This window comes from Pseudomonas sp. URIL14HWK12:I6 (assembly GCF_000514195.1).
Classification (GTDB): domain Bacteria; phylum Pseudomonadota; class Gammaproteobacteria; order Pseudomonadales; family Pseudomonadaceae; genus Aquipseudomonas; species Aquipseudomonas putida_A.
This window is the reverse complement of record NZ_AZVL01000014.1, coordinates 34879-55599: the sequence shown is the minus strand read 5'-3', so window position 1 is coordinate 55599 and position 20721 is coordinate 34879. Positions and strand designations below refer to the sequence as shown.

Genomic DNA, 20721 nt, shown 5'->3' with positions numbered 1-20721 from the left:
GCATGCGCACCGAACAACCGAAGATGATTTACCTGAAGGACTATCAGGCGCCCGAGTACCTGATCGACGAGACGCACCTCACCTTCGAGCTGTTCGAGGACCACAGCCTGGTCCACGCGCAACTGGTGATGCGCCGCAACCCGGAGCGTGGCCCGGGCCTGCCGCCGCTGGTGCTCGACGGCCAGCAGTTGGAACTGCTGTCGGTAACCCTGGCCGACCAGGAACTGAGCGCCAGTGATTACCAGCTGAGCGAAAACACCCTGACCCTGCAGCCGGCCAGCGCCAGCTTCACGGTCGACACCAGCGTCCGGATTCACCCGGAAACCAATACCGCGCTGGAAGGCCTGTACAAGTCCGGCACGATGTTCTGTACCCAGTGCGAGGCCGAAGGCTTCCGCAAGATCACCTATTACCTCGACCGCCCGGACGTGATGAGCAAGTTCACCACCACGGTGGTCGCCGAGCAGCACAGCTATCCGGTGCTGCTGTCCAACGGCAACCCGATTGCCTCCGGCCCGGGCGAAGACGGCCGACACTGGGCGACCTGGGAAGACCCGTTCATGAAACCGGCGTACCTGTTCGCGCTGGTGGCCGGTGATTTGTGGTGTGTCGAAGACACCTTCACCACCATGACCAATCGCAATGTTGCACTGCGCATTTACGTCGAGCCGGAAAACATCGACAAGTGCCAGCACGCGATGAACAGCCTGAAGAAGTCGATGCGCTGGGACGAAGAGGTCTACGGTCGCGAGTACGATCTGGACATCTTCATGATCGTCGCCGTCAACGACTTCAACATGGGCGCGATGGAGAACAAGGGCCTCAACATCTTCAACTCCAGCGCCGTGCTGGCTCGCGCCGAAACCGCCACCGACGCCGCGCACCAGCGGGTCGAGGCAATCGTCGCCCACGAATACTTCCACAACTGGTCGGGTAACCGCGTGACCTGCCGCGACTGGTTCCAGCTGTCGCTCAAGGAAGGCTTCACCGTATTCCGCGACGCCGGTTTCTCCTCGGACATGAACTCGGCCACGGTCAAGCGCATTCAGGACGTAGCGTACCTGCGTACCCACCAGTTCGCCGAAGATGCCGGCCCGATGGCCCACGCGGTGCGCCCGGACAGCTTCATCGAGATTTCCAACTTCTACACCCTGACCGTGTACGAAAAAGGCTCGGAAGTGGTCGGCATGATCCATACCTTGCTGGGTGCCGAAGGCTTCCGCAAGGGCAGTGACCTGTACTTCGAACGCCACGACGGCCAGGCCGTGACCTGCGACGACTTTGTCAAAGCCATGGAAGACGCCAACGGTGTCGACCTGACCCAGTTCAAACGCTGGTACAGCCAGGCTGGCACGCCGCGTCTGGCGGTCAGCGAGTCCTACGACGCCGCGGCGAAAACCTACAGCCTGACCTTCCGCCAGAGCTGCCCGGAAACCCCGGACAAAGTGGAAAAACTGCCGTTCGTGATCCCGGTCGAACTCGGTCTGCTCGACAGCAAAGGCCACGAGATCGCGCTGCGTCTGGCGGGTGAAGCGTCGGCCCAGGGCACCACCCGCGTGATCTCGGTGACCGAGGCTGAGCAGACCTTCACCTTCGTCGACATCGCTGAACAGCCGCTGCCGTCGTTGCTGCGTGGTTTCTCGGCACCGGTGAAACTGAGCTTCCCGTACAACCGTGACCAGTTGATGTTCCTGATGCAGCACGACAGCGACGGCTTCAACCGCTGGGATGCCGGTCAGCAACTGTCGGTGCAGGTCCTGCAGGAGCTGATCGCCCAGCAGCAGAAGGGCGAGAGCCTGGTGCTCGATCCGCGTCTGATCTCGGCGCTGAAAACCGTGCTGTCCGATGAGTCGCTGGATCAGGCCATGGTCGCCGAAATGCTTTCGCTGCCGAGCGAAGCGTATCTGACCGAAATCAGCGAAGTGGCGGATGTCGAGGCGATCCACAACGCTCGCGAATTCGCTCGCAAGCAACTCGCGGACAACCTGTTCGAAGCGCTGTGGCTGCGTTATCAGGCCAACCGCGACTTGTCGAAGCAGACGCCGTATGTGGCCGAGGCCGAGCACTTTGCCCGTCGCGCGCTGCAGAACATTGCGCTGTCGTACCTGATGCTCAGCGGCAAGCCCGAAGTGCTGGCCGCTACGCAGGAACAGTTCGAAAACAGCGACAACATGACCGAGCGCCTGACCGCGCTGGCGGTGCTGGTCAACTCGCCGTTCGAAGAACACAAGGCCAAAGCGCTGGCGACGTTCGCCGAGCACTTCAAGGACAATCCGCTGGTCATGGATCAGTGGTTCAGCGTGCAGGCCGGCAGCACACTGCCGGGCGGTCTGGCGCGGGTGAAGGCGTTGATGCAGCACCCGGCGTTCAATATCAAGAACCCGAACAAGGTGCGTGCGCTGGTCGGTGCGTTTGCCGGGCAGAACCTGATCAACTTCCACGCCGCCGACGGTTCGGGCTACCGCTTCCTTGCGGATCTGGTGATCGAACTGAACGGCTTCAACCCGCAGATTGCTTCGCGGCAACTGGCGCCACTGACTCGCTGGCGTAAATACGACAGCGCCCGTCAGGCGTTGATGAAGGCGGAGCTGGAGCGGATTCTGGCTTCCGGTCAGCTGTCCAGCGATGTATATGAAGTGGTGAGCAAAAGCCTGGCGTAACGCATAACGAAATGTGGGAGCGGGCTTGCTCGCGAAAGCGGTGTGTCAGACACGGAGATGTCGACTGGTATACCGCATTCGCGAGCAAGCCCGCTCCCACAGGTTTTTGCGTTTGCTGTTATTTCAGGTCGAATCGATCCAGCTCCATCACCTTGGCCCACGCCGCCACGAAGTCTTTGACGAACTGTTCCTTCGCGTCAGAACTCGCATACACCTCGGCCAGCGCGCGCAGTATCGCGTTGGAACCAAACACCAGATCAACCCGCGTCGCCGTCCACTTCACGCTACCGGTTTTACGGTCGCGTCCTTCGAACTCGTCCGCCGCTGCCGACGTCGGCTTCCACTCCACACCCATGTCCAGCAGGTTGGTGAAGAAGTCGTTGCTTAGGGTTTCCGTGCGCGAGGTGAACACGCCATGCCGGCTCTGCCCGACATTCGCCCCCAATACCCGCAGACCACCGACCAGTACGGTCATTTCCGGAGCGGAGAGGGTGAGCAATTGCGCCTTGTCGATCAGTAGCGCTTCGGCCGACACGGTGTATTTGCCCTTGCTGTAGTTGCGGAAACCATCGGCAATCGGTTCGAGGAAACCAAACGACTCGACATCGGTTTGCTCCTGAGTCGCGTCGGTGCGTCCTGGATTGAACGGCACAGAGACCGAGTGCCCGGCGTTTTTCGCCGCTTGCTCGACCCCGGCGTTACCCGCCAGCACGATCAGATCTGCCAGCGAGACTTTCTTGCCGGATAAGCCGGCGTTGAACTCGTTCTGAATGCCCTCAAGGGTTTTCAGCACCTTGTCCAGTTGCTCCGGCTGATTGGCCTGCCAGAATTTCTGCGGGGCCAGACGCAGACGTCCGCCGTTGGCGCCCCCCCGTTTGTCCGAACCACGGAAGGTCGATGCCGCGGCCCAGGCGGTGGACACCAGTTGCGACACCGAAAGGCCGGAAGCCAGCACTTTGCTTTTCAGCGCTGCCGCATCGTTGCTGTCGATCAGTGGGTGAGTGGCCTCAGGAATCGGGTCTTGCCACAGCAGTTCTTCGTTCGGCAGTTCCGGGCCGAGGTAGCGCGACAGCGGACCCATGTCTCGGTGGATCAGTTTGTACCAGGCGCGGGCGAAGGCGTCGGCCAGTTGATCCGGGTTGGCCAGGAAGCGACGGGCGATCGGCTCGTAGATCGGGTCGAAACGTAGCGCCAGGTCGGAGGTGAGCATGGTTGGCGAGAGTTTTTTGCTTGGATCGTGCGCATGGGGAACGGTGCCAGCCCCCGCGCCGTTTTTCGGTTTCCACTGGTGCGCACCGGCCGGGCTCTTGAACAGTTCCCACTCGAAGCCGAACAGGTTTTCCAGGTAGTTGTTGCTCCATTGGGTCGGGGTGGTGGTCCAGGTCACTTCCAGGCCGCTGGTAATGGTGTCGGCGCCTTTGCCGGTGCCGAATGCGTTGCGCCAGCCGAGGCCTTGTTCTTCCAGGCCGGCCGCTTCCGGCTCAGGTCCGACATTGTCGGCCGGGCCGGCGCCGTGGGTCTTGCCGAAGGCGTGACCGCCGGCGATCAGCGCGACGGTTTCTTCGTCGTTCATGGCCATGCGGCCGAAGGTTTCGCGGATATCGCGGCCCGAAGCTACTGGGTCCGGATTGCCCTCTGGGCCTTCCGGGTTCACATAAATCAGGCCCATTTGCACCGCGGCGAGCGGGTTTTCCAGATTGCGTTCGCCCTGATCGGTACGGCTTTGCTCTTTGCCGTGCAAGTCCGGTTCGGCCACCAGCGTGCCGTCACCGGGCTCCTGCATGGCTGACTTGTCTTTGCCGTAACGGCTGTCGCCGCCGAGCCATTCGCGTTCCGAACCCCAGTAGACGTCTTCGTCCGGTTCCCAGACATCGGGACGTCCACCGGAGAAGCCGAAGGTCTTGAAGCCCATCGACTCCAGAGCGACGTTGCCGGTGAGCACGATCAGGTCGGCCCAGGAAATATTGCGGCCGTATTTCTGTTTGATCGGCCACAGCAGGCGCCGCGCTTTGTCGAGGCTGACGTTGTCCGGCCAGCTGTTGAGCGGAGCGAAACGCTGTTGCCCGGAGCCGGCGCCACCACGGCCATCGGCGGTGCGATAGGTGCCGGCGCTATGCCAGGCCATGCGAATGAACAGCGGGCCGTAGTGGCCGAAGTCGGCCGGCCACCAGTCCTGGGAGTCGGTCATCAGCGCACGCAGGTCTTGTTTCAGGGCCTGGAAGTCCAGGCTCTGGAAGGCTTTGGCGTAGTCGAAGTCCTTGCCCAGCGGATCGGACTTGGGCGAGTGCTGGCTGAGGATCTTCAGGTTCAGTTGATTCGGCCACCAGTCACGGTTCGTCGTACCACCACCGGCGGCGTGGTTGAACGGGCATTTCGATTCGTTTGCCATGTTCGAGTCCTTATCAGGTCTTGTGCGGCCGGCTCATGCCGACTTCGGACTAGTAAGGCTAGACCCGACTTGGGCAGTCAGCTAATAGGCCGACTATTGGAGGCTGATAGGCAAACTCTTCAATGAATGATGCTATGGAATGAGTTGAAAGGTTTTTAGCTCGAAATAGACTAAACGACTGTCATTTCTGACAGTGCGCGGAGGAATTAATAAAAAATATATTGGCTGCATGTTAAGGGCCTGATGAATCACAAACCTTTGTTGGCAATCGAGTCGGGAGTGTATTTGCATGAAAAATTCAATTAAACCAGAAGAGCAAATTCTTAAGCTGATTCATGAAGGTCGCGGTAAATATAAAGGCACGTTTAAAGCTAGCGTTGATAACGTAGAGTTCATGTTCGCGGATACGAACGTGGTGTTTCACAGGGCAGGAGAGGAATATTACATTGTTGGGGCTGATAGAGATAATAAAAACTCCGTAGCCTTCTGTGTTCCATGGGCTATAAAAGAAGGCCCTCACGAGGTGAAGTGGTACAAAGGTGGTCTGGTTTGGAGCATTAGTAAGGGCGGCGATTTTCACGAGATTCAACAAGGGGTGGCAACTGTGACGTTCTTACAAAGCGGCGAATATAAATACGGTGTTAAAGGTGAAATCGATTTTAGTTTGCCTCGAGTAGGGAAAATAACAGGTAAATTTGAAATTAAGCTCCGTGAGTAAACGTAAAGGGACGGATCCAACCAATCCGCCCCTTCCCCGATTTCAACTCGATTGCACAGTTTCATCCTCCGGCAACGCATCCAGCGGATCTTCCTGCCCCGGCAATTCAGTAATCACACTGAAATCCGTGACCTCGACCGCACCCAATCCATAACCCAGCAAGTGAAACGAAAAGGCCTTGCGCTGTTGCGGGTTGTCGAAGCTGAAATCCATCTGCAGCGGCTGATCGGCCGTGGCGACCATCTCGGTCGGCAGGCCCAGTTGCACGTCCTGTTCGAACTCCTTGGCCTTGAGCTGAATGTACGCCGCCTGCTGCGGGTCCACCGAGCGCACGGTCAGGCGCACGCGGGTGTGCGAACCCTTGGGCATTTCCAGGTATTGCGCACCGATCAGGTTATCGGCCCAGTCATCCTTGATCTGCGCCTGCAGCGGGATGACGTTGTTGCTGCCGAACTGGTAACGCTGATTGAGCGGGGTGCGCAGCAGCGACAGGTCCAGCGCCATGGCCCGCGCGGCAATCTGCCGGGCCTGCTGGCTGCTTTCATTGCCCTTGAAGGTGGCCCGCTCGGCAATGAACCCGGCGCTTTCGTAGTAGCGGCAGCGGCGCGGCATGTCGCACTCGGAAAAGATCCCCTGGCCGTTGTGGTAGCGCAGCTTGCCGTTGGTGTAGGACATGATTTCGCGTCCGCTGTCGTAGTCGCGGAACAGCGAACGGCCGCTCAGCGCCGACGGCACCGGCAGATCGAAATAGTCGAGGATCGACGCGCTCAGATCGACATGACCGTAGACCCCGGCATTCAGTCGCGGCAGTTGCTCGTGTTCCGGTGCCAGAGTCAGGTTGAAACCCCAGGACGACGCCAGACGCACGCCATCGATGCCGTGGGATTCGTCCGAGGTGATCACCACCAGCGTGTCTTTCAGTACGCCCTGGCGTTCGAGACCGCTGAGGAACTGCTCCAGCGCATCATCGAGATAACCGACGGCAGCCTGTTTCGGCGTCTCGTAGCGCGCCAGATAGTCTTCCGGTGCGGAGTAGGGCTGGTGCGTGCCGACGGTCAACAGAGTGAGCATCCACGGTTGCTTCTGCTTCTTCAGTTGGCCGACGTAATCCAGCGCGCCTTCGAAGAACGCCTTGTCATCCTTGCCCCACGGAAACTCCAGATAGTTGGCGTTGCTGAACCACTCCAGACCATGGGTCGCATCGAAACCGATGTGCGGCATGATCTTGTCTTTGGCCATGAAACGCAGACCGGCGCCTTGCAGGTAGTGAGTGCTGAAGCCGTTCTGCCGCAGTTGCGCCGGCAGGCAGGCCTGATTGCGCTCCTGCTGGGTGAGCATTTCCACGCCTTTGGGCGTGCCGTTGTTGAGCTTGTCGTAATCGCCACAGAGCATGGCGTACAGGCCACGAATGGTCTGGTGCGTATGCAGCACGTAATCCGGGGTGTTCATGCCGCGCTCGGCCCAGCGACTGAGATGAGGCATCAGTTCTTCCTGATAATGACTGCCGATGGCCTCGCGATTGGCGCGGATGTACGCGCCGGGGATGCCCTCCAGGGCGATGATCAGCACATTGCGCGCCTGCCCCGGTGCGGCCAGCAGCTTGTGGCCATTGAGATCCAGATCGGTCAGCCCGGCCATCTGTGGCGCGGCGGGTTCGACGTCACCGTCCAGCCATTCCTCGGCCTGCAACTGCAGCTCGGCGACTTGCGAGGCGAGCAACTGATGCGGCAGGTTGTACAGGCGCCACGGATCCTCATCGTTCGGCCACTGGTTCTGCACGCCCCAGTGCGCGGCGAATAGCAGCGCCGGGGCCGCCCACACGGCACGGGGCAGGGCAGCAGCGGGCTGCGCGCGATTGGCGAAACGCGTCAGCAACCAGAGCAGCAGCGCCAGCAACAGGGCAACGCCCAGCGTCGGATGGGCAAAGCCGCCACCGGTGGAGTTCTCCACGAACTGCGGGTCAATCAGGTAATGCAGGTCGGATGGGTTCGGCAACCGGCCGACAGCGCTGACCAACTCGGCCGTTGCCACCGCCAGCAACCCCCAGAACAGCAGCAACGGCAACGCCAGCCACCACGCACGACGATGCAGCACCAGCACCAGCAAACTGCCAATCGCCAGGTCGGACAAATAGCCCGGCGACGACGACCAGCCCAACGCCGCGCGCAGGCACACCGGTACAATCAGCACCAGCAGAATCAGGGAAAACAGGCGGGCATGCGGCTGCCGCAACCAACGCAATAAAACGCTCACAAACAAAGACCTTCCAGCCATCAAACCGTCATAAAAGTGTGCGCGATGATACCAAGGGTGGGCTGTCTGATCGCCCTTTTAAACTACCGGCTGATCCGCTCTCGCAGGCACGGCGCAGGGCTTGAGGCCGTGACTGGCGTTGGTGTCAGCGCGCTGACGGCTGACGCACAGCGTGTAATCGATGGCAGATTTATTGTTTCAGGCTGTTTAAATCAGCGCATGACGGCAAACGTGAGCGTGCTATGGATATTCGATAACGGTATTTAATTTCTGTTTTTTATAGCGATAGAGTTCGGCCTTTCAGCCAATTCACCCAGCTGCGAGGTTGTCATGGCCATACCGTTCAAACGTTCTGCGCTGATTCTGTTGGCCGCATCCCTGGCAGGCAGTCTTCTGCTCAGCGGCGGTGCCCAGGCCGAAGGCAAGATCAGCATCGCCCAGCAATTCGGCATCGGTTATCTGATTCTCGATGTGGTCCGTGATCAGCAGTTGATCGAAAAACACGGCAAGGCGCAGGGGCTGGAGATCAAGGTCGACTGGAACAGCATCTCCGGCGCCACCGCCATGAACGAAGCGCTGCTGACCGGCGCGCTGGACGTGGTCTCCGCCGGGGTGCCGCCGATGCTCACCGTGTGGGATCGCACCCGTGGCAAACAGAACGTCAAGGCGATTGCCTCGCTCGGCTCGATGCCCAATTACCTGCTGACCAACAACCCGAACATCAAGACCCTGAAGGATTTCAGCGACAAGGATCGCATCGCCGTGCCGGCGGCGGGCGTGGGGTTCCAGTCGCGGACCCTGCAGATCGAAACGGCCAGGGAATTCGGCAATGACCAGTACAAAAAATTTGACGACATCTCGGTCAGCCTGCCGCATCCGGACGCCACGGCGGCGCTGATTGCCGGTGGTTCGGAAATCAACTCGCACTTCTCCAGCCCGCCGTTCCAGTATCAGGCGTTGCAAAACCCCAACGTGCACAAAGTGCTGAGTTCCTACGACGTGCTCGGCGGTCAGGCCACGTTCAACGTGCTCTACACCACGGAAAAATTCCACGACGAAAATCCCAGGACCTACAAGGCGTTCTACGACGCGTTGGCCGAAGCGGAAAAAATCATCAAGGCCGACAAACCCGCCGCCGCCCAGGCGTACATCCGCGTCGAACAGTCGAAGCTGCCGCTGGCGCTGGTCGAGCAGATCGTCACCGATCCGGAAATCGACTTCACAGTGGTGCCGCAGCGCACGTTCATCTATGCCGAGAAACTGCAGGAACTGGGCGTGCTGAAGAACAAGGCCGACAGTTGGAAGGATTACTTCTTTGAAGAGGCGCATGGCGGCGCGGGGAGCTGATAACGGCTCGCCAAAGCGTTGAAACCTTTGGCTGTTTCTGGACAGCCTGATGGCCACTCAGTAGCATTCGAGCCCAACGGATTTTCCCTTCGCACGTCGTCCGACGTGGAGTTCTCAAGGAATCGACATGCGCGACACCCCCAATGGCGAACAACGAACGGTCGTGACCTTGGTCAACGGCGAGATTCATCACGAAACCCAGATCAGTTTCAGCTCGGTGTCGGTCGTCAATGGCGAAGTGCGGGTGCATACCGCTGAAGGCAATCAGATAAATGTCCAGGTACCGGGGGCGGACTTCTCATTGCGCTTTGATCTGGATGGAGTGCAGCAGACTCCAGTGGCGCAGCAGGCACCGGTTGAAACGGTGCCCGTCGACAACAACCTGAAGCTGTTCACCTGGAAAACCGTACTGATCACCCTTGGGCTGTGGACAGTGGTCAACCTGATCACCGGTTGGCTGGGATTTTTTGCGGCGGCCGGTTATCTCGGTTATCGCTGGAGTCAGGTGTTGAAGCGCAAGCAGCAGTTGGCTGTGGCGCCCGTGGAGAAAACTGCAGCGGCATCGCGCTCGGGGATGTCGAGAGAAAGCGTGCGCAATGCACTGGCCCGCAAGCGCGGCTGACATGCGCGATAAAAAAGGGGCGACCTGATCATCAATCAGGCCGCCCCTTTTTATTACCGCCAAGTCAGATCAATGCATCTTGCTGTGATCGTGGCCTTCCATGTGCGTCAGCGCACGCACTTCGGCTTTGACTTCGACGGTTTCTTTCTCGCCCTTGGCGTTTTCCACGGTCAGGGTCAGCGGTACGCTTTCGCCTTCCTTGAGCTGGCCGGTCAGGCCCATCAGCATCACGTGGTAGCCGTTCGGGTCGAAGGTGACGGCTTTGCCGGCTGGCAGGTCAACCGATTTGACCGGGCCCATGCTCATCACGTCGTTCTTCATCGACATTTCGTGGATCTGCACATCCTTGGCCACTGGCGAGGCCACGCTCAGCAGTTTGCTGTCGCTGTCCGCGGTGACGGTCATGAACGCGCCGCTGGCCGATTGGGTCGGCACGGTCGCACGCACCCAGGCATCATCGACCTTGGTCTGAGCCGAGGCTTGAAACGCCAGGCCCAGCAGGGACAGGGCGAAAACGGCGCGTTTGATGTTGTTCAAAACGGGGTGCATCAGCAGACCTCCATAACGGTGAGCAAATCTTCCGTGCACTCTTGTGCCGAAAGCGATACAGACAGACCCATGCGCAACTGGCCGCGCGAGTCGTAGACGTAACTGGTGGACGTGTGGGAGATGGTGTAGGTTTCGCCGGCCGGCACCTTCTCGAAGAACACGTCGAATTCCTTGGCGGTGGCCTGGGTTTCTTCCAGCGTGCCGTACAGTGCGACGAAGCTCGGGTCGAAGGCTTTGACGTAGGCGTCGAGGATCTGCGGCGTGTCGCGTTCCGGGTCGAGGGTGATGAAGATCACCTGCAGACGGTCGCCGTCCTTGCCCATCAGCTTCTTGATTTGCGCGGCGCGGGCGAGAGTGGTCGGGCACACCGCCGGGCATTGGGTGAAGCCGAAGAAGATCATCGGCATCATCCCGCGAAAGCTCGACAGCGTCATGGTTTCACCGTCGGTGTTCTTCAGCTTGAAGGTGCGTCCGAGGATCTTGTCACTCAGGTCCTTGCCGTACTTGTACGACAGTTGGCCACGGGTGTCGCAGCCGGCGAGCAGGCCCAGGCCCAGCACGCCCATTCCCGCAAGCACCTTGCGGCGAGTCAACAAAGCCGTCATCTAATACCGCCTTTTGCAGCCCGTCAGTCGGCAGGACTGGCGGGGGGTTAACCGTAAAAGCGGCGCATGATACCAAACTGACGGCAGACGCCGGCCACGGATCGCCGCGCGGCGTCGTATCGGGCGACAAAAGGTGTAAGAAAAAGTGACGAGGGGCTACTGAACCCGGGCCTCATCGGCCTGCCAGCCGCCGCCCAGCGCGGTGTACAGGTTGACCTCGGCAACCAGCTGCGCCAGCCGATCAGTGATCAGCCCCTGCTGTGAACTGAACAGTGAACGTTGCGCATCAAGAAACGTCAGGCTGCTGTCGACACCGTTTTGATAGCGGTGCTGCGCCAGGTTGTAGTAGTCCTGTGTCGCCTGCACCAGATCGCGCTGTGCCTGCAATTGCTGCTGATAAGTGCTGCGCGCTGCCAGGCCGTCGGCAACTTCCTGAAACGCGGTTTGAATCGATTTCTCGTATTCGGCGACCGCGACGTCTTTCTGCAATTTCGAATAATCCAGACTCGCGCGCAGGCCGCCGGCGTTGAAAATCGGCAGGTTGATTTGCGGCTGGAACGTCCACGCCCCGGAGCCGGCGCTGAACAGGCCGGACAGATCGCGGCTGGAGGTGCCGGCGCTGGCGGTCAGGCTGACACTGGGGAAAAACGCCGCGCGCGCTGCACCGATATTGGCGTTGGCCGCTTTCAGTTTGTACTCGGCCTGGAGAATGTCCGGGCGCCGTTGCAGCAGATCCGACGGCAACCCGGCCGGCAATTGCTGAACCAGATCGCTGGCCAGTGGTTGCGCCGGCAGTTGCTCGGGGATCTGAGCGCCAACCAGTAGCGTCAGGCTGTTGAGATCCTGCGCCACCTGACGTTTGTATCGCGCCAGATTGGCTCGCGAACTGTCGACGCTGGTTTGCGCCTGCGCCTGTTCCAGCGCCGAAGACTTGCCGGCGTCGCGGTTGCGCGTGGTCAGGCGCAGGCTTTGCTCATCGGCGGCCAGGGTCTGGCGCGTCAGTTCGAGCAACTCCTGATCGGCGCGCCAGGTCAGGTAGGCGTTGGCGACGTTGGCTACCAGACTCAGCTCGGCACTGCGCCGCGCCTGTTCGGTCGCCAGCCAGGTTTGCAGCGCCTGCTCGCTGAGGCTGCGCACTCGGCCGAAAAAATCCAGCTCATAGGCACTGACACCCAGATTCACCGCATAGGTCGAATTGATCATGGCTTTGCTGCGGGTCACGCTGGGCGGCATGCGCTGGCGTGACTCGCTGGCATTGGCCGACACCGCCGGCAGCAGATCGGCGCGCTGGATCCGGTACTGCGCCTGGAACGCCTCGACGTTCAGCGCCGCCACCCGCAGATCGCGATTGTTCACCAGCGCGCTTTCGATCAACTGTTGCAGCGCCGGGTCGTTGAACAGCGTGCGCCAGTCTTCAGTGCGCGCTGCGGCGGGTGTCGGTGCCGGGTAAACGGCGCCTTGCGGATACTGCGCCGCGCTCGGTGACGCAGGGCGCTGGTACTCGGGAATCAACGAACAACCGGCCAGCAGGACGGCGAAGGACAGCAGGGAAATGCGCAGCATCGAACGCTCTCATGCAGAAAAAACACGTGCCGGGGACCGCGTCCCCACACCACCATCGAACACTGTTGAACACGACTGTGCGGTTACGCCCCGGCCATCCAGCGCGCCAGACCGTGCCGTCCGCTGACCCCCAGTTTGGCGGTCGCCCGTTTGAGGTAGGTCTCGACCGAACTGCTCTTGACCCGCAGTATCTCGGCCAGTTGCGGCACGGTACCGCCGGTCAGCAGACCCAGGCAGACTTCCTTTTCCCGCGCCGACAGCACGATGCCACCCAGCGCCAGACGTTCGTCGAACACCTTCTGCAACGGCGCCTGCTCCAGATCGGCCAAGGGCTGGCGTGGCTGTTTGGCGACGATCTGCCGACTGAGCTGCGCGTGCCGTTCGATCAGCGGCAACAGGGTGTCGGACAGGCTTTTGAGAAACGACAGTTCCGGCAGGGAAAACACCCGTTGCGTATGCGGTCGGTAGAACGAGATGACACAGCGGCGATTAGAGGTGCGGGACACCAGATTGCACTGGTGCACGCTGTGCTGCGGATGTTGCGGCTGGAGCGACGCTTTGAGTTGAATCAGCAGGGAATCATTCATCTCGATCATCTTCTGCAACAACGGATGATCGTCCGGACTTTTCAACGGGTCCGGTGGCGGGAAGGTCTGCGGCAGTCCGGCGCTGCCCAGCGCCTTGATCTCGACCACGCTGGCCTGACGTTCGTCCAGCGTCCACTCACTGAGATCGACGCGATTGACCGGCACCAGGGTGTCGACCAACTGGAACAGGTTGCTGGCGAAATGATCGTCGCCGGTGCTGGCAATCAGTTCCCCTAGTTGCCAGTAGAAATGCGGGTTTTCCATGTTGCGAATGCTGCCGGTCAGATTCATATCCTTGTCATCCCTGGTTCCGAGTCATCACCGAGTCGTCCGCTGTTTATGCAAAAGCCGCCCACGCAATCGTCTCTCCTTGAAACTGATCTGGGGCGGGATTTAAGCCTATGGATTTGTCCTACGTCTGTAGGGGAAAACAGGGACACAAAGTGCCATCATTTCTGAAAGTTGGCGCCGGGCTTCTGACGCCGTTTGCTACAGGTGTTGCGCATCGTGTGACTGTTTGGTCACGGCAAGACCTTGAAAACCGGGGCAGTTGTGTTTTTTTGAGGTCACAACTCAGGTCGATGGCAGCGCTGGTGTGTGGCATTTTTCCTACAGGATTTTCAGTGTTTCCTCTCCGAACTTTTAGTGGGTTCCCACCCAATCAGGGGCTACAAGCGCTGACAGGCCAGCGCCCGGGGCGGGGTTGTCCGGGTTTTACGTGTCATGTCGGCATCGGGGCCGATGCTTGAATAGGCGCAAAATCACATGAGAAGGATCTTATGCCGCCTATTTCTGCCCCTGCGGTGGCCACGCCGTCCGCATCGCTCCAGACGTATCCGCTGACCGCAGCGCAGCTGGATATCTGGCTGGATCAGCTGAGTCACGGGGATTCGCCGCTGTACAACATCGGCGGCTACCTGGACCTCAGCGGGCCGCTGGATCCGGCGCGGATGCAGGCTGCGCTGGAAGCACTGGTAGCCCGGCATGACGCGCTGCGCACGATTCTGCTGCCGGGCGCTGGCGCCGATGGTCTGCCTTTGCAGCAGTTCGCCCGGTCAGTAGCGGTGCCGATGCCGATCGACGATGTGTCGGCGCACAGCGACCCGGAATCGGCGGCGCGGGCATTGGTGCAAGCACGCATCGATCAACCCTTTGTACTGGACGGCGGCTGCCTGTTGCGCTTTCTATTGATTCGCCTCGATGAGCAGCGACACTGGCTGTCCGTGCAGGCGCATCACTTGATCGTCGATGGCTGGGGCTTCGGCGAAATGTTCAAGTCGCTGGACGAGATCTACAACGCGCTGGCACACGGTCAACCGGCACCGGTCGCGGCGCCGTCGTACATCGACTTCATCGAGGACAATGCGCGCTATCACGCGTCGCCGCGTTATGCGCAGGATCGCGCCTATTGGCTGGACAAGTACCGACAATTGCCCGAGCCGCTGTTGCTGCCACGGCATCAGCAGAGTCTGGCCGGCCAGACCGCGCAGACGCAGGTCTACGCGCAGCCCTTGCCGGCGTTGCTGCACGAGCGCATGCAGCAGGTGGCCCGAGCGTTCGGCGCGTCGGCGTTCCATGTGTTGCTGGCGGCGCTGCATGTCTACTTCAGCCGCACCGCACAACGTGACGAATGGGTGGTTGGATTACCGATTCTCAACCGCTCCGGCGCGCGCTTCAAATCCACGCTTGGGTTGTTCGCCCAGGTCAGTGCGGTGCGCATGGGCTTCGGTCGCCACTGCACGTTCGCTGAACTGGTCAGAGCGATCCGTGAGGAACTGCGCAAGGATTTCCGCCATCAGCGCTTCCCCGTGAGTGAGATGAACCGCGCCCTTGGCCTGCTGCGGGAGGAGCGCTCGCGGCTGTTCGAAGTCACTGTTTCCTACGAGCAGGGCACTCACGATTATCGCTACGGCGAGGCGTCGGGACGGATCATCAAGGCCTCGAACGTCGAGGAGGCCACACCGCTGGCGGTGCACTTGCTGAGCAATCTGGCCAATGACGACGCGCGGCTGTACCTGATCTACAGCGAGGCGTATTTCAGCGCCGATGAAGTCAAGGCACTGGCTGAACGCTGGTTGCTGATTCTGGAGCAGGGGCTGGAAGCGGTGAATCTGGCGGTGGCGGATTTCGATCTGAGCACGCCGGAAGAAACCGCGTTGCTGCAACAGTGGAATGCCACGCGGGTGGACTACCCGGCGCCGACGCCCCTTCAGCAACGTATCGAAGCGCAGGCGACGCTACGGCCGCACGCGCTGGCGGCGGTTGATCAGGGGCAAAGCCTGACCTATGCCGAACTCAATCAACGCGCCAACGCGCTGGCTCATCATCTGCTCGATCTCGGGGTGCGCCCGGATGACCGGGTGGCGATCGTTGCCCGGCGCGGGCTCGACACGCTGGTCGGGCTGTTGGCGATCCTCAAGGCTGGCGCCGCTTATGTGCCGCTGGATCCGGCGCATCCGGCCGAGCGCCTGAGCTATCTGCTGGAGGACAGCGCGCCCATCGCGGTGCTGACCCAGCGCGCGCTGCGCGGGCATTTGCCGGCGTTGTCGGTGCCGGTGATCGAGCTGGATCAGCCGAGCTGGCCCGCCGAATATGTCGGCGCGCCGAAGGTGCCGGGGCTGACCCCGGCCAACCTCGCTTATGTGATTTACACCTCCGGCTCGACCGGCCTGCCCAAGGGGGTGATGGTCGAGCACCGCACCCTGTGCAATCTGGTCGATTGGCACGCTGATGTCTTCGACCTGCATGCCGGCAGCCATACCTCAAGCCTGGCCGGTTTCGGTTTCGATGCGATGGCCTGGGAAGTCTGGCCGGCGCTGTGCGTGGGCGCGACCCTGCACCTGGCGCCGGCCAGCGAGGGCAGCGAAGACATCGATGCGCTGCTCGACTGGTGGCGTGCGCAGCCGCTGGACGTGAGTTTTTTGCCGACGCCGATCGCCGAATACGCGTTCAGCCGCCAGCTCGATCACCCGACGTTGCGCACGCTGCTGATCGGTGGCGATCGCCTGCGCCAGTTCCCGCGTCAGCCATCGTTCGAAGTGATCAACAACTACGGCCCGACCGAAGCCACCGTGGTGGCGACCTCGGGGCGCATCGACGCCGGGCAGGCGCTGCACATCGGCAAACCGGTGAGCAACGCCACGGTGTATCTGCTCGACGAGCAGCAGCAACCGGTGCCGCTTGGCGTGACGGGCGAGTTGTACGTCGGCGGGGTCGGGGTAGCCCGTGGTTACCTGAACCGCGCAGAGCTGAGCGCCGAGCGTTTCCTGCGCGACCCGTTCAGTGCTGAACCGGGCGCGCGCCTGTACCGCACCGGCGACCTCGCGCGGTGGCGCGCCGACGGCAATCTGGAGTATCTGGGGCGCAACGATGATCAGGTGAAAATCCGTGGCATCCGGATCGAGCCGGGGGAGGTCGAGAGCGCACTCGCCAGCCATTCGGCGGTGCGCGAAGCGGTGGTGCTGGTGCGCGACGGGCAATTGCTGGCGTGGTTCACCGAGCAGGCGCCGCTGGACATCAATGAGCTGCACGCGCAGCTGAAAACCCGCCTGAGCAGCGCCATGCTGCCGAGCGCCTACGTGCGTCTGTCGGCGCTGCCGCTGACCGCCAACGGCAAGGTCGATCGCAAGGCACTGCCGGCGCCTGGGCCGGACGATCTGATCCGCCGCGAATACGAGGCGCCGCAGGGTGAGGTCGAAATCGCCCTGGCGCAGATCTGGGCCGAAGTCCTGCAAGTCGAGCGGGTCGGGCGTCACGATCACTTCTTCGAACTCGGCGGGCATTCGTTGCTGGCGGTGATTCTGATCGAGCGCATGCGTCAGCTCGATCTGAGCAGCGACGTGCGCGTGCTGTTCAGTCAGCCGACCCTGGCGGCGCTGGCGGCTTCGGTCGGCAGCGGTCGGGAAATCGAAGTGCCGGCCAACCGCATCGCCGCCGATTGCACCCACCTCACGCCAGAGATGCTGCCGCTGGTGCAACTGCAGCAGAAGGACATCGAGCGGATCGTCGCCACGGTACCGGGCGGCGCGGCCAACGTGCAGGACATCTATCCGCTGGCACCGCTGCAGGAAGGCATTCTCTACCACCACATCACCGCTGAGCAGGGCGATCCGTACCTGCTGCAATCGCAACTGGCGTTCGACAGTCTTGAACGCGTCGAGGCTTTCGCCGCAGCGTTGCGAGAAGTCATGGCGCGGCACGACATTCTGCGCACTTCGGTGCTCTGGGAAGGCCTGAGCACCCCGGTGCAGGTGGTGTGGCGCGAAGCGATTCTGCCGTTGCGGGAGGTCGAACTGAACCCGGCCGACGGCTCGATCATCGAGCAGTTGCACCAGCGCTTCAACGCCCGGCGTTATCGCCTCGACGTCAGCCAGGCGCCGCTGATGCGCCTGGTGTATGCCCGTGACCCGGCGCAGGATCGGGTGGTGGGGATTCTGTTGTTCCATCACTTGGCCATGGATCACATCGCCCTCGAAGTGATGCGCAGCGAAATGCAGGCCAGCCTGTCGGGGCAGGTCGTGGCGCTGGCGCCGCCGGTGCCGTATCGCAATTACGTGGCGCAGACGCGACTGGGCGTCAGCGAGCAGGAACATGAGGCGTTTTTCCGTGAGCAACTGGCCGACATCGACGAGCCGACCCTGCCATTCGGTCTGCAGGAAGTGCAGGGCGACGGGCGCGGCATCGACGAAGCGCAGCAGGCGTTGCCGGCTGACGTCTATCAGCGCTTGCGCACCCAGGCGCGACAGGCCGGGGTCAGTGTGGCGAGCCTGATTCATCTGGCGTGGGCGCGGGTGCTGGCGGCGACGTCTGGCCAGCAGCGTGTGGTGTTCGGCACGGTGCTGATGGGGCGTATGCAAGGCGGCGAGGGCGCTGACCGGGCCTTGGGCGTGTTCATCAACAGCTTGCCGCTGCGCATCGACGTCGATGCCGGGGTGCTCGACGCGGTGCGCGCCACCCATGCGCGGCTGACCGCGCTGCTCGGGCATGAGCACGCTTCGCTGGCACTGGCTCAGCGCTGCAGCGGCGTCGCCTCGCCGTCACCGTTGTTCAGCGCGCTGCTCAATTATCGGCACAGTGACGAGTCCGAACTGCTGGAGCCATCCAGTCAGGCCTGGCAAGGCATCGAAACCCTGGCCAACGAGGAGCGCACCAATTACCCGCTGACCATGAGCGTGGATGATTTTGGCAACGGCTTGCGCCTCACCGGCAGGGCCGTGGCGCAGATCGGCGCGCAGCGGATTTGCGGCTACATGCAAGCCGCGTTGCACGGTTTGCTGCAGGCCCTGGAGCAGACCCCGCAACAGCCGTTGAACCGCTTGCCGATCCTGCAGCCCGATGAGTTGCAACGCTTGCTGATCACCTTCAACGCCACCGAGGTCGATTGTCCGCTGGACCAGCCGTTGCACAGGTTGTTCGAAGCACAGGTGCGGCGTAAACCGGACGCCATCGCGCTGCAATCCGCGCAGGGAACCCTGACTTACCTTGAGCTCAATCAGCGCGCCAACCGTCTGGCCCATCACCTGCGTGAACTCGGCGTGCAACCGGACTCGCGCGTAGCAATCTGCGTCGAGCGCGGACTGGATCTGATCGTTGGTTTGCTCGGCATCCTCAAGGCTGGCGGCGCCTATGTGCCGCTGGATCCGGACTATCCGCTGGAGCGTCTGAACTACATGTTGCAGGACAGCGCGCCGGTCGCACTGCTGGTGCATGACGCCACGCGGCAATTGCTCGGCGAACCGGGTGTGACGCTGATCAATCTGGATCACGGCAGTTGGGAGCAGCAGTCGTCAGGAAATCCGGAGGTGCCTGGCCTGAATGCTTCGAATCTCGCGTACATGATCTACACCTCGGGCTCCACCGGGTTGCCCAAAGGCGTGATGATCGAGCATCGCAGTGCCTGCAACATGGTGCATTGGGGCTCGCAGCTCAGTCCGCCGACCGAACACGGTGCGCTGCTGCAAAAAGCGCCGTTCAGCTTCGACAGTTCGGTGTGGGAGATCTTCTGGCCGCTGTGCTCCGGGATGCGTCTGGTACTGGCGCGACCGGACGGCAATCGCGATTCGGCGTATGTGGTGCAGACCATTCGTGAGCAGCAGGTGACGGTGGTCAAGTTCGTCCCGGCGCTGTTGCAGCAGTTCATCGAACAGGACGGTGTCGAGCAGTGCACCAGCCTGACCGATGTGCTCAACGGTGGCGGCGAACTCAGTGCAGCGCTGGCGCGGCAGGTGCGCGATCGGCTGCCGTGGGTGCGTTTGCATAACGTTTACGGCCCGACTGAAACCACAGTGGACAGCACGGGCTGGACGCTGGAACCGGACATGCCAGTGCCTGAAAACGTGGTGCCAATCGGCAAGGCGTTGAGCAACACCCGCCTGTACGTGCTCGACGCGTACGGACAACCGGTGCCACAAGGTGTCAGCGGTGAGTTGCACATTGGCGGCGTCGGCGTGGCACGTGGTTATCACGGCTTGCCGGAGATGCAGGCCGAACGCTTCATCGACAGCCCGTTTGTGCCGGGGGATCGCCTGTACCGCACTGGCGATCTGGCGCGCTACAACAATCATGGGGAACTGGAATTCCTCGGCCGCAATGACTTCCAGATCAAGCTGCGTGGCTTGCGTCTGGAGCCGGGGGAAATCGAGGCGCGGCTGATCGAACATCCGGCGGTTCGCCAAGCGGTAGTGATGGTCCGCGATGAGCGTCTGGTGGCCTGGTACAGCTTGCGCGCCGGCATCGACGCGCCATCGTTGGAAACCTTGCGCAGCCATGTGCTGGAGCGTTTGCCGGAGTACATGGTGCCGGGTGCGTTTGTGCTGCTCGACGCTTTGCCGCTGACACCGAACGACAAGATCGATCGCAAAGCCTTGCCGGAACCGGGTGCAGACGCGGTGATCAACCGCCCATACGTGGCGCCCGAGGGTGAAGTCGAAACCGCGCTGGCGCAGATCTGGGGTGAAGTCCTCGGCGTCGAACAGGTCGGTCGGCACGACAACTTCTTCGAACTGGGTGGGCACTCGCTGCTGGCAGTGAGTCTGGTGGCGCGCATGCGTCAGAGCGGTTTGCACACCGACGCCCGCGCGTTGTTCAGTCAGCCGACTCTGGCGGCGCTGGCGCTCAGTACCACGCCAGAGGCGCAGCACGTGGTCATTCCGCAAACCACCATCCCGAGCCTCAATCGCAAACGGCGGCTCTGACCCGGAACTGATTGTGTAAACCAAACCCTGTGGGAGCGGGCTTGCTCGCGAATGCGGTGTAACAGTCGCCATCAACATCGACTGATCCACCGTATTCGCGAGCAAGCCCGCTCCCACAGGGGTATTGCGGTGACCGAGCCGGCAGCTTGTCCCCGCTTCCCATGTCAGCCCCGCAAGCCCCGATGTTTTAGTTTTTCCAGGCTGCGCACAGCAGGCACGGACTCGCCGCTGCGCG

At 61.6% G+C, this 20721-nt stretch carries 11 protein-coding genes; 5 read left to right on the top strand and 6 right to left on the bottom strand.

The genetic code is table 11. The annotated features are described in order from the left end of the window. The first annotated feature begins 2 nt into the window (after positions 1-2). Positions 3-2660 carry an aminopeptidase N gene (gene pepN, locus H043_RS0118735; RefSeq protein ID WP_027613136.1) on the top strand — a complete coding sequence of 886 codons (2658 nt, stop codon included), beginning with the start codon at positions 3-5 and terminating at the stop codon, positions 2658-2660. A 118-nt stretch (positions 2661-2778) separates the two neighbouring features. Here the strand turns inward: pepN and katG are convergent, their stop codons facing one another. Next, positions 2779-5049 carry a catalase/peroxidase HPI gene (gene katG, locus H043_RS0118730; RefSeq protein ID WP_027613135.1) on the bottom strand — a complete coding sequence of 757 codons (2271 nt, stop codon included), beginning with the start codon at positions 5047-5049 and terminating at the stop codon, positions 2779-2781. 289 nt (positions 5050-5338) lie between these two features. On the opposite strand from katG, the gene H043_RS0118725 reads away from it, so the two are divergent. Next, a complete protein-coding gene (locus H043_RS0118725; protein WP_027613134.1) occupies positions 5339-5767 on the top strand; it encodes a hypothetical protein in 429 nt (142 codons plus the stop codon). Between the two features lie 42 nt (positions 5768-5809). Here the strand turns inward: H043_RS0118725 and H043_RS0118720 are convergent, their stop codons facing one another. Beyond that, positions 5810-8041, bottom strand: coding sequence for an LTA synthase family protein (locus tag H043_RS0118720; protein WP_155953503.1), 2232 nt, complete (start codon positions 8039-8041; stop codon positions 5810-5812). 309 nt (positions 8042-8350) lie between these two features. Between H043_RS0118720 and H043_RS0118715 the strand changes: the two genes are divergently transcribed. Then, a complete protein-coding gene (locus tag H043_RS0118715) occupies positions 8351-9367 on the top strand; it encodes an ABC transporter substrate-binding protein (protein ID WP_027613132.1) in 1017 nt (338 codons plus the stop codon). A 127-nt stretch (positions 9368-9494) separates the two neighbouring features. Then, positions 9495-9989 (top strand): hypothetical protein, encoded by a 495-nt coding sequence (locus H043_RS0118710; protein WP_027613131.1) that lies wholly within the window; start codon positions 9495-9497, stop codon positions 9987-9989. 69 nt (positions 9990-10058) lie between these two features. On the opposite strand, the gene H043_RS0118705 is transcribed toward H043_RS0118710, so the two are convergent. The 4 genes from H043_RS0118705 to H043_RS0118690 form a co-directional block, all read right to left on the bottom strand. Then, positions 10059-10538 (bottom strand): copper chaperone PCu(A)C, encoded by a 480-nt coding sequence (locus H043_RS0118705; protein ID WP_027613130.1) that lies wholly within the window; start codon positions 10536-10538, stop codon positions 10059-10061. Continuing rightward, positions 10538-11143 carry an SCO family protein gene (locus H043_RS0118700; RefSeq protein ID WP_027613129.1) on the bottom strand — a complete coding sequence of 202 codons (606 nt, stop codon included), beginning with the start codon at positions 11141-11143 and terminating at the stop codon, positions 10538-10540. Before H043_RS0118700 ends, H043_RS0118705 begins: the two co-directional genes overlap by 1 nt. A gap of 156 nt (positions 11144-11299) precedes the next feature. Beyond that, positions 11300-12706: an efflux transporter outer membrane subunit gene (locus H043_RS0118695; RefSeq protein WP_049827914.1), complete on the bottom strand. Its 1407-nt coding sequence runs from the start codon at positions 12704-12706 to the stop codon at positions 11300-11302. 83 nt (positions 12707-12789) lie between these two features. After that, the gene (locus H043_RS0118690; RefSeq protein ID WP_027613127.1) at positions 12790-13584 is read right to left on the bottom strand and encodes a helix-turn-helix transcriptional regulator; all 795 of its coding nucleotides are present in this window, start codon (positions 13582-13584) and stop codon (positions 12790-12792) included. 488 nt (positions 13585-14072) lie between these two features. Between H043_RS0118690 and H043_RS0118685 the strand changes: the two genes are divergently transcribed. After that, a complete protein-coding gene (locus tag H043_RS0118685) occupies positions 14073-20486 on the top strand; it encodes a non-ribosomal peptide synthetase (RefSeq protein ID WP_027613126.1) in 6414 nt (2137 codons plus the stop codon). Positions 20487-20721: the final 235 nt, after the last annotated feature.

Coding starts and splice junctions, on each gene's coding strand:
- H043_RS0118685 (WP_027613126.1), top strand. CDS start 14,073: ATGCCGCCTATTTCTGCCCCTGCGGTGGCCACGCCGTCCGCATCGCTC.
- H043_RS0118705 (WP_027613130.1), bottom strand. CDS start 10,538: ATGCACCCCGTTTTGAACAACATCAAACGCGCCGTTTTCGCCCTGTCC.
- H043_RS0118720 (WP_155953503.1), bottom strand. CDS start 8,041: ATGGCTGGAAGGTCTTTGTTTGTGAGCGTTTTATTGCGTTGGTTGCGG.
- H043_RS0118700 (WP_027613129.1), bottom strand. CDS start 11,143: ATGACGGCTTTGTTGACTCGCCGCAAGGTGCTTGCGGGAATGGGCGTG.
- H043_RS0118695 (WP_049827914.1), bottom strand. CDS start 12,706: ATGCTGCGCATTTCCCTGCTGTCCTTCGCCGTCCTGCTGGCCGGTTGT.
- H043_RS0118710 (WP_027613131.1), top strand. CDS start 9,495: ATGCGCGACACCCCCAATGGCGAACAACGAACGGTCGTGACCTTGGTC.
- H043_RS0118715 (WP_027613132.1), top strand. CDS start 8,351: ATGGCCATACCGTTCAAACGTTCTGCGCTGATTCTGTTGGCCGCATCC.
- pepN (WP_027613136.1), top strand. CDS start 3: ATGCGCACCGAACAACCGAAGATGATTTACCTGAAGGACTATCAGGCG.
- katG (WP_027613135.1), bottom strand. CDS start 5,049: ATGGCAAACGAATCGAAATGCCCGTTCAACCACGCCGCCGGTGGTGGT.
- H043_RS0118690 (WP_027613127.1), bottom strand. CDS start 13,584: ATGAATCTGACCGGCAGCATTCGCAACATGGAAAACCCGCATTTCTAC.
- H043_RS0118725 (WP_027613134.1), top strand. CDS start 5,339: ATGAAAAATTCAATTAAACCAGAAGAGCAAATTCTTAAGCTGATTCAT.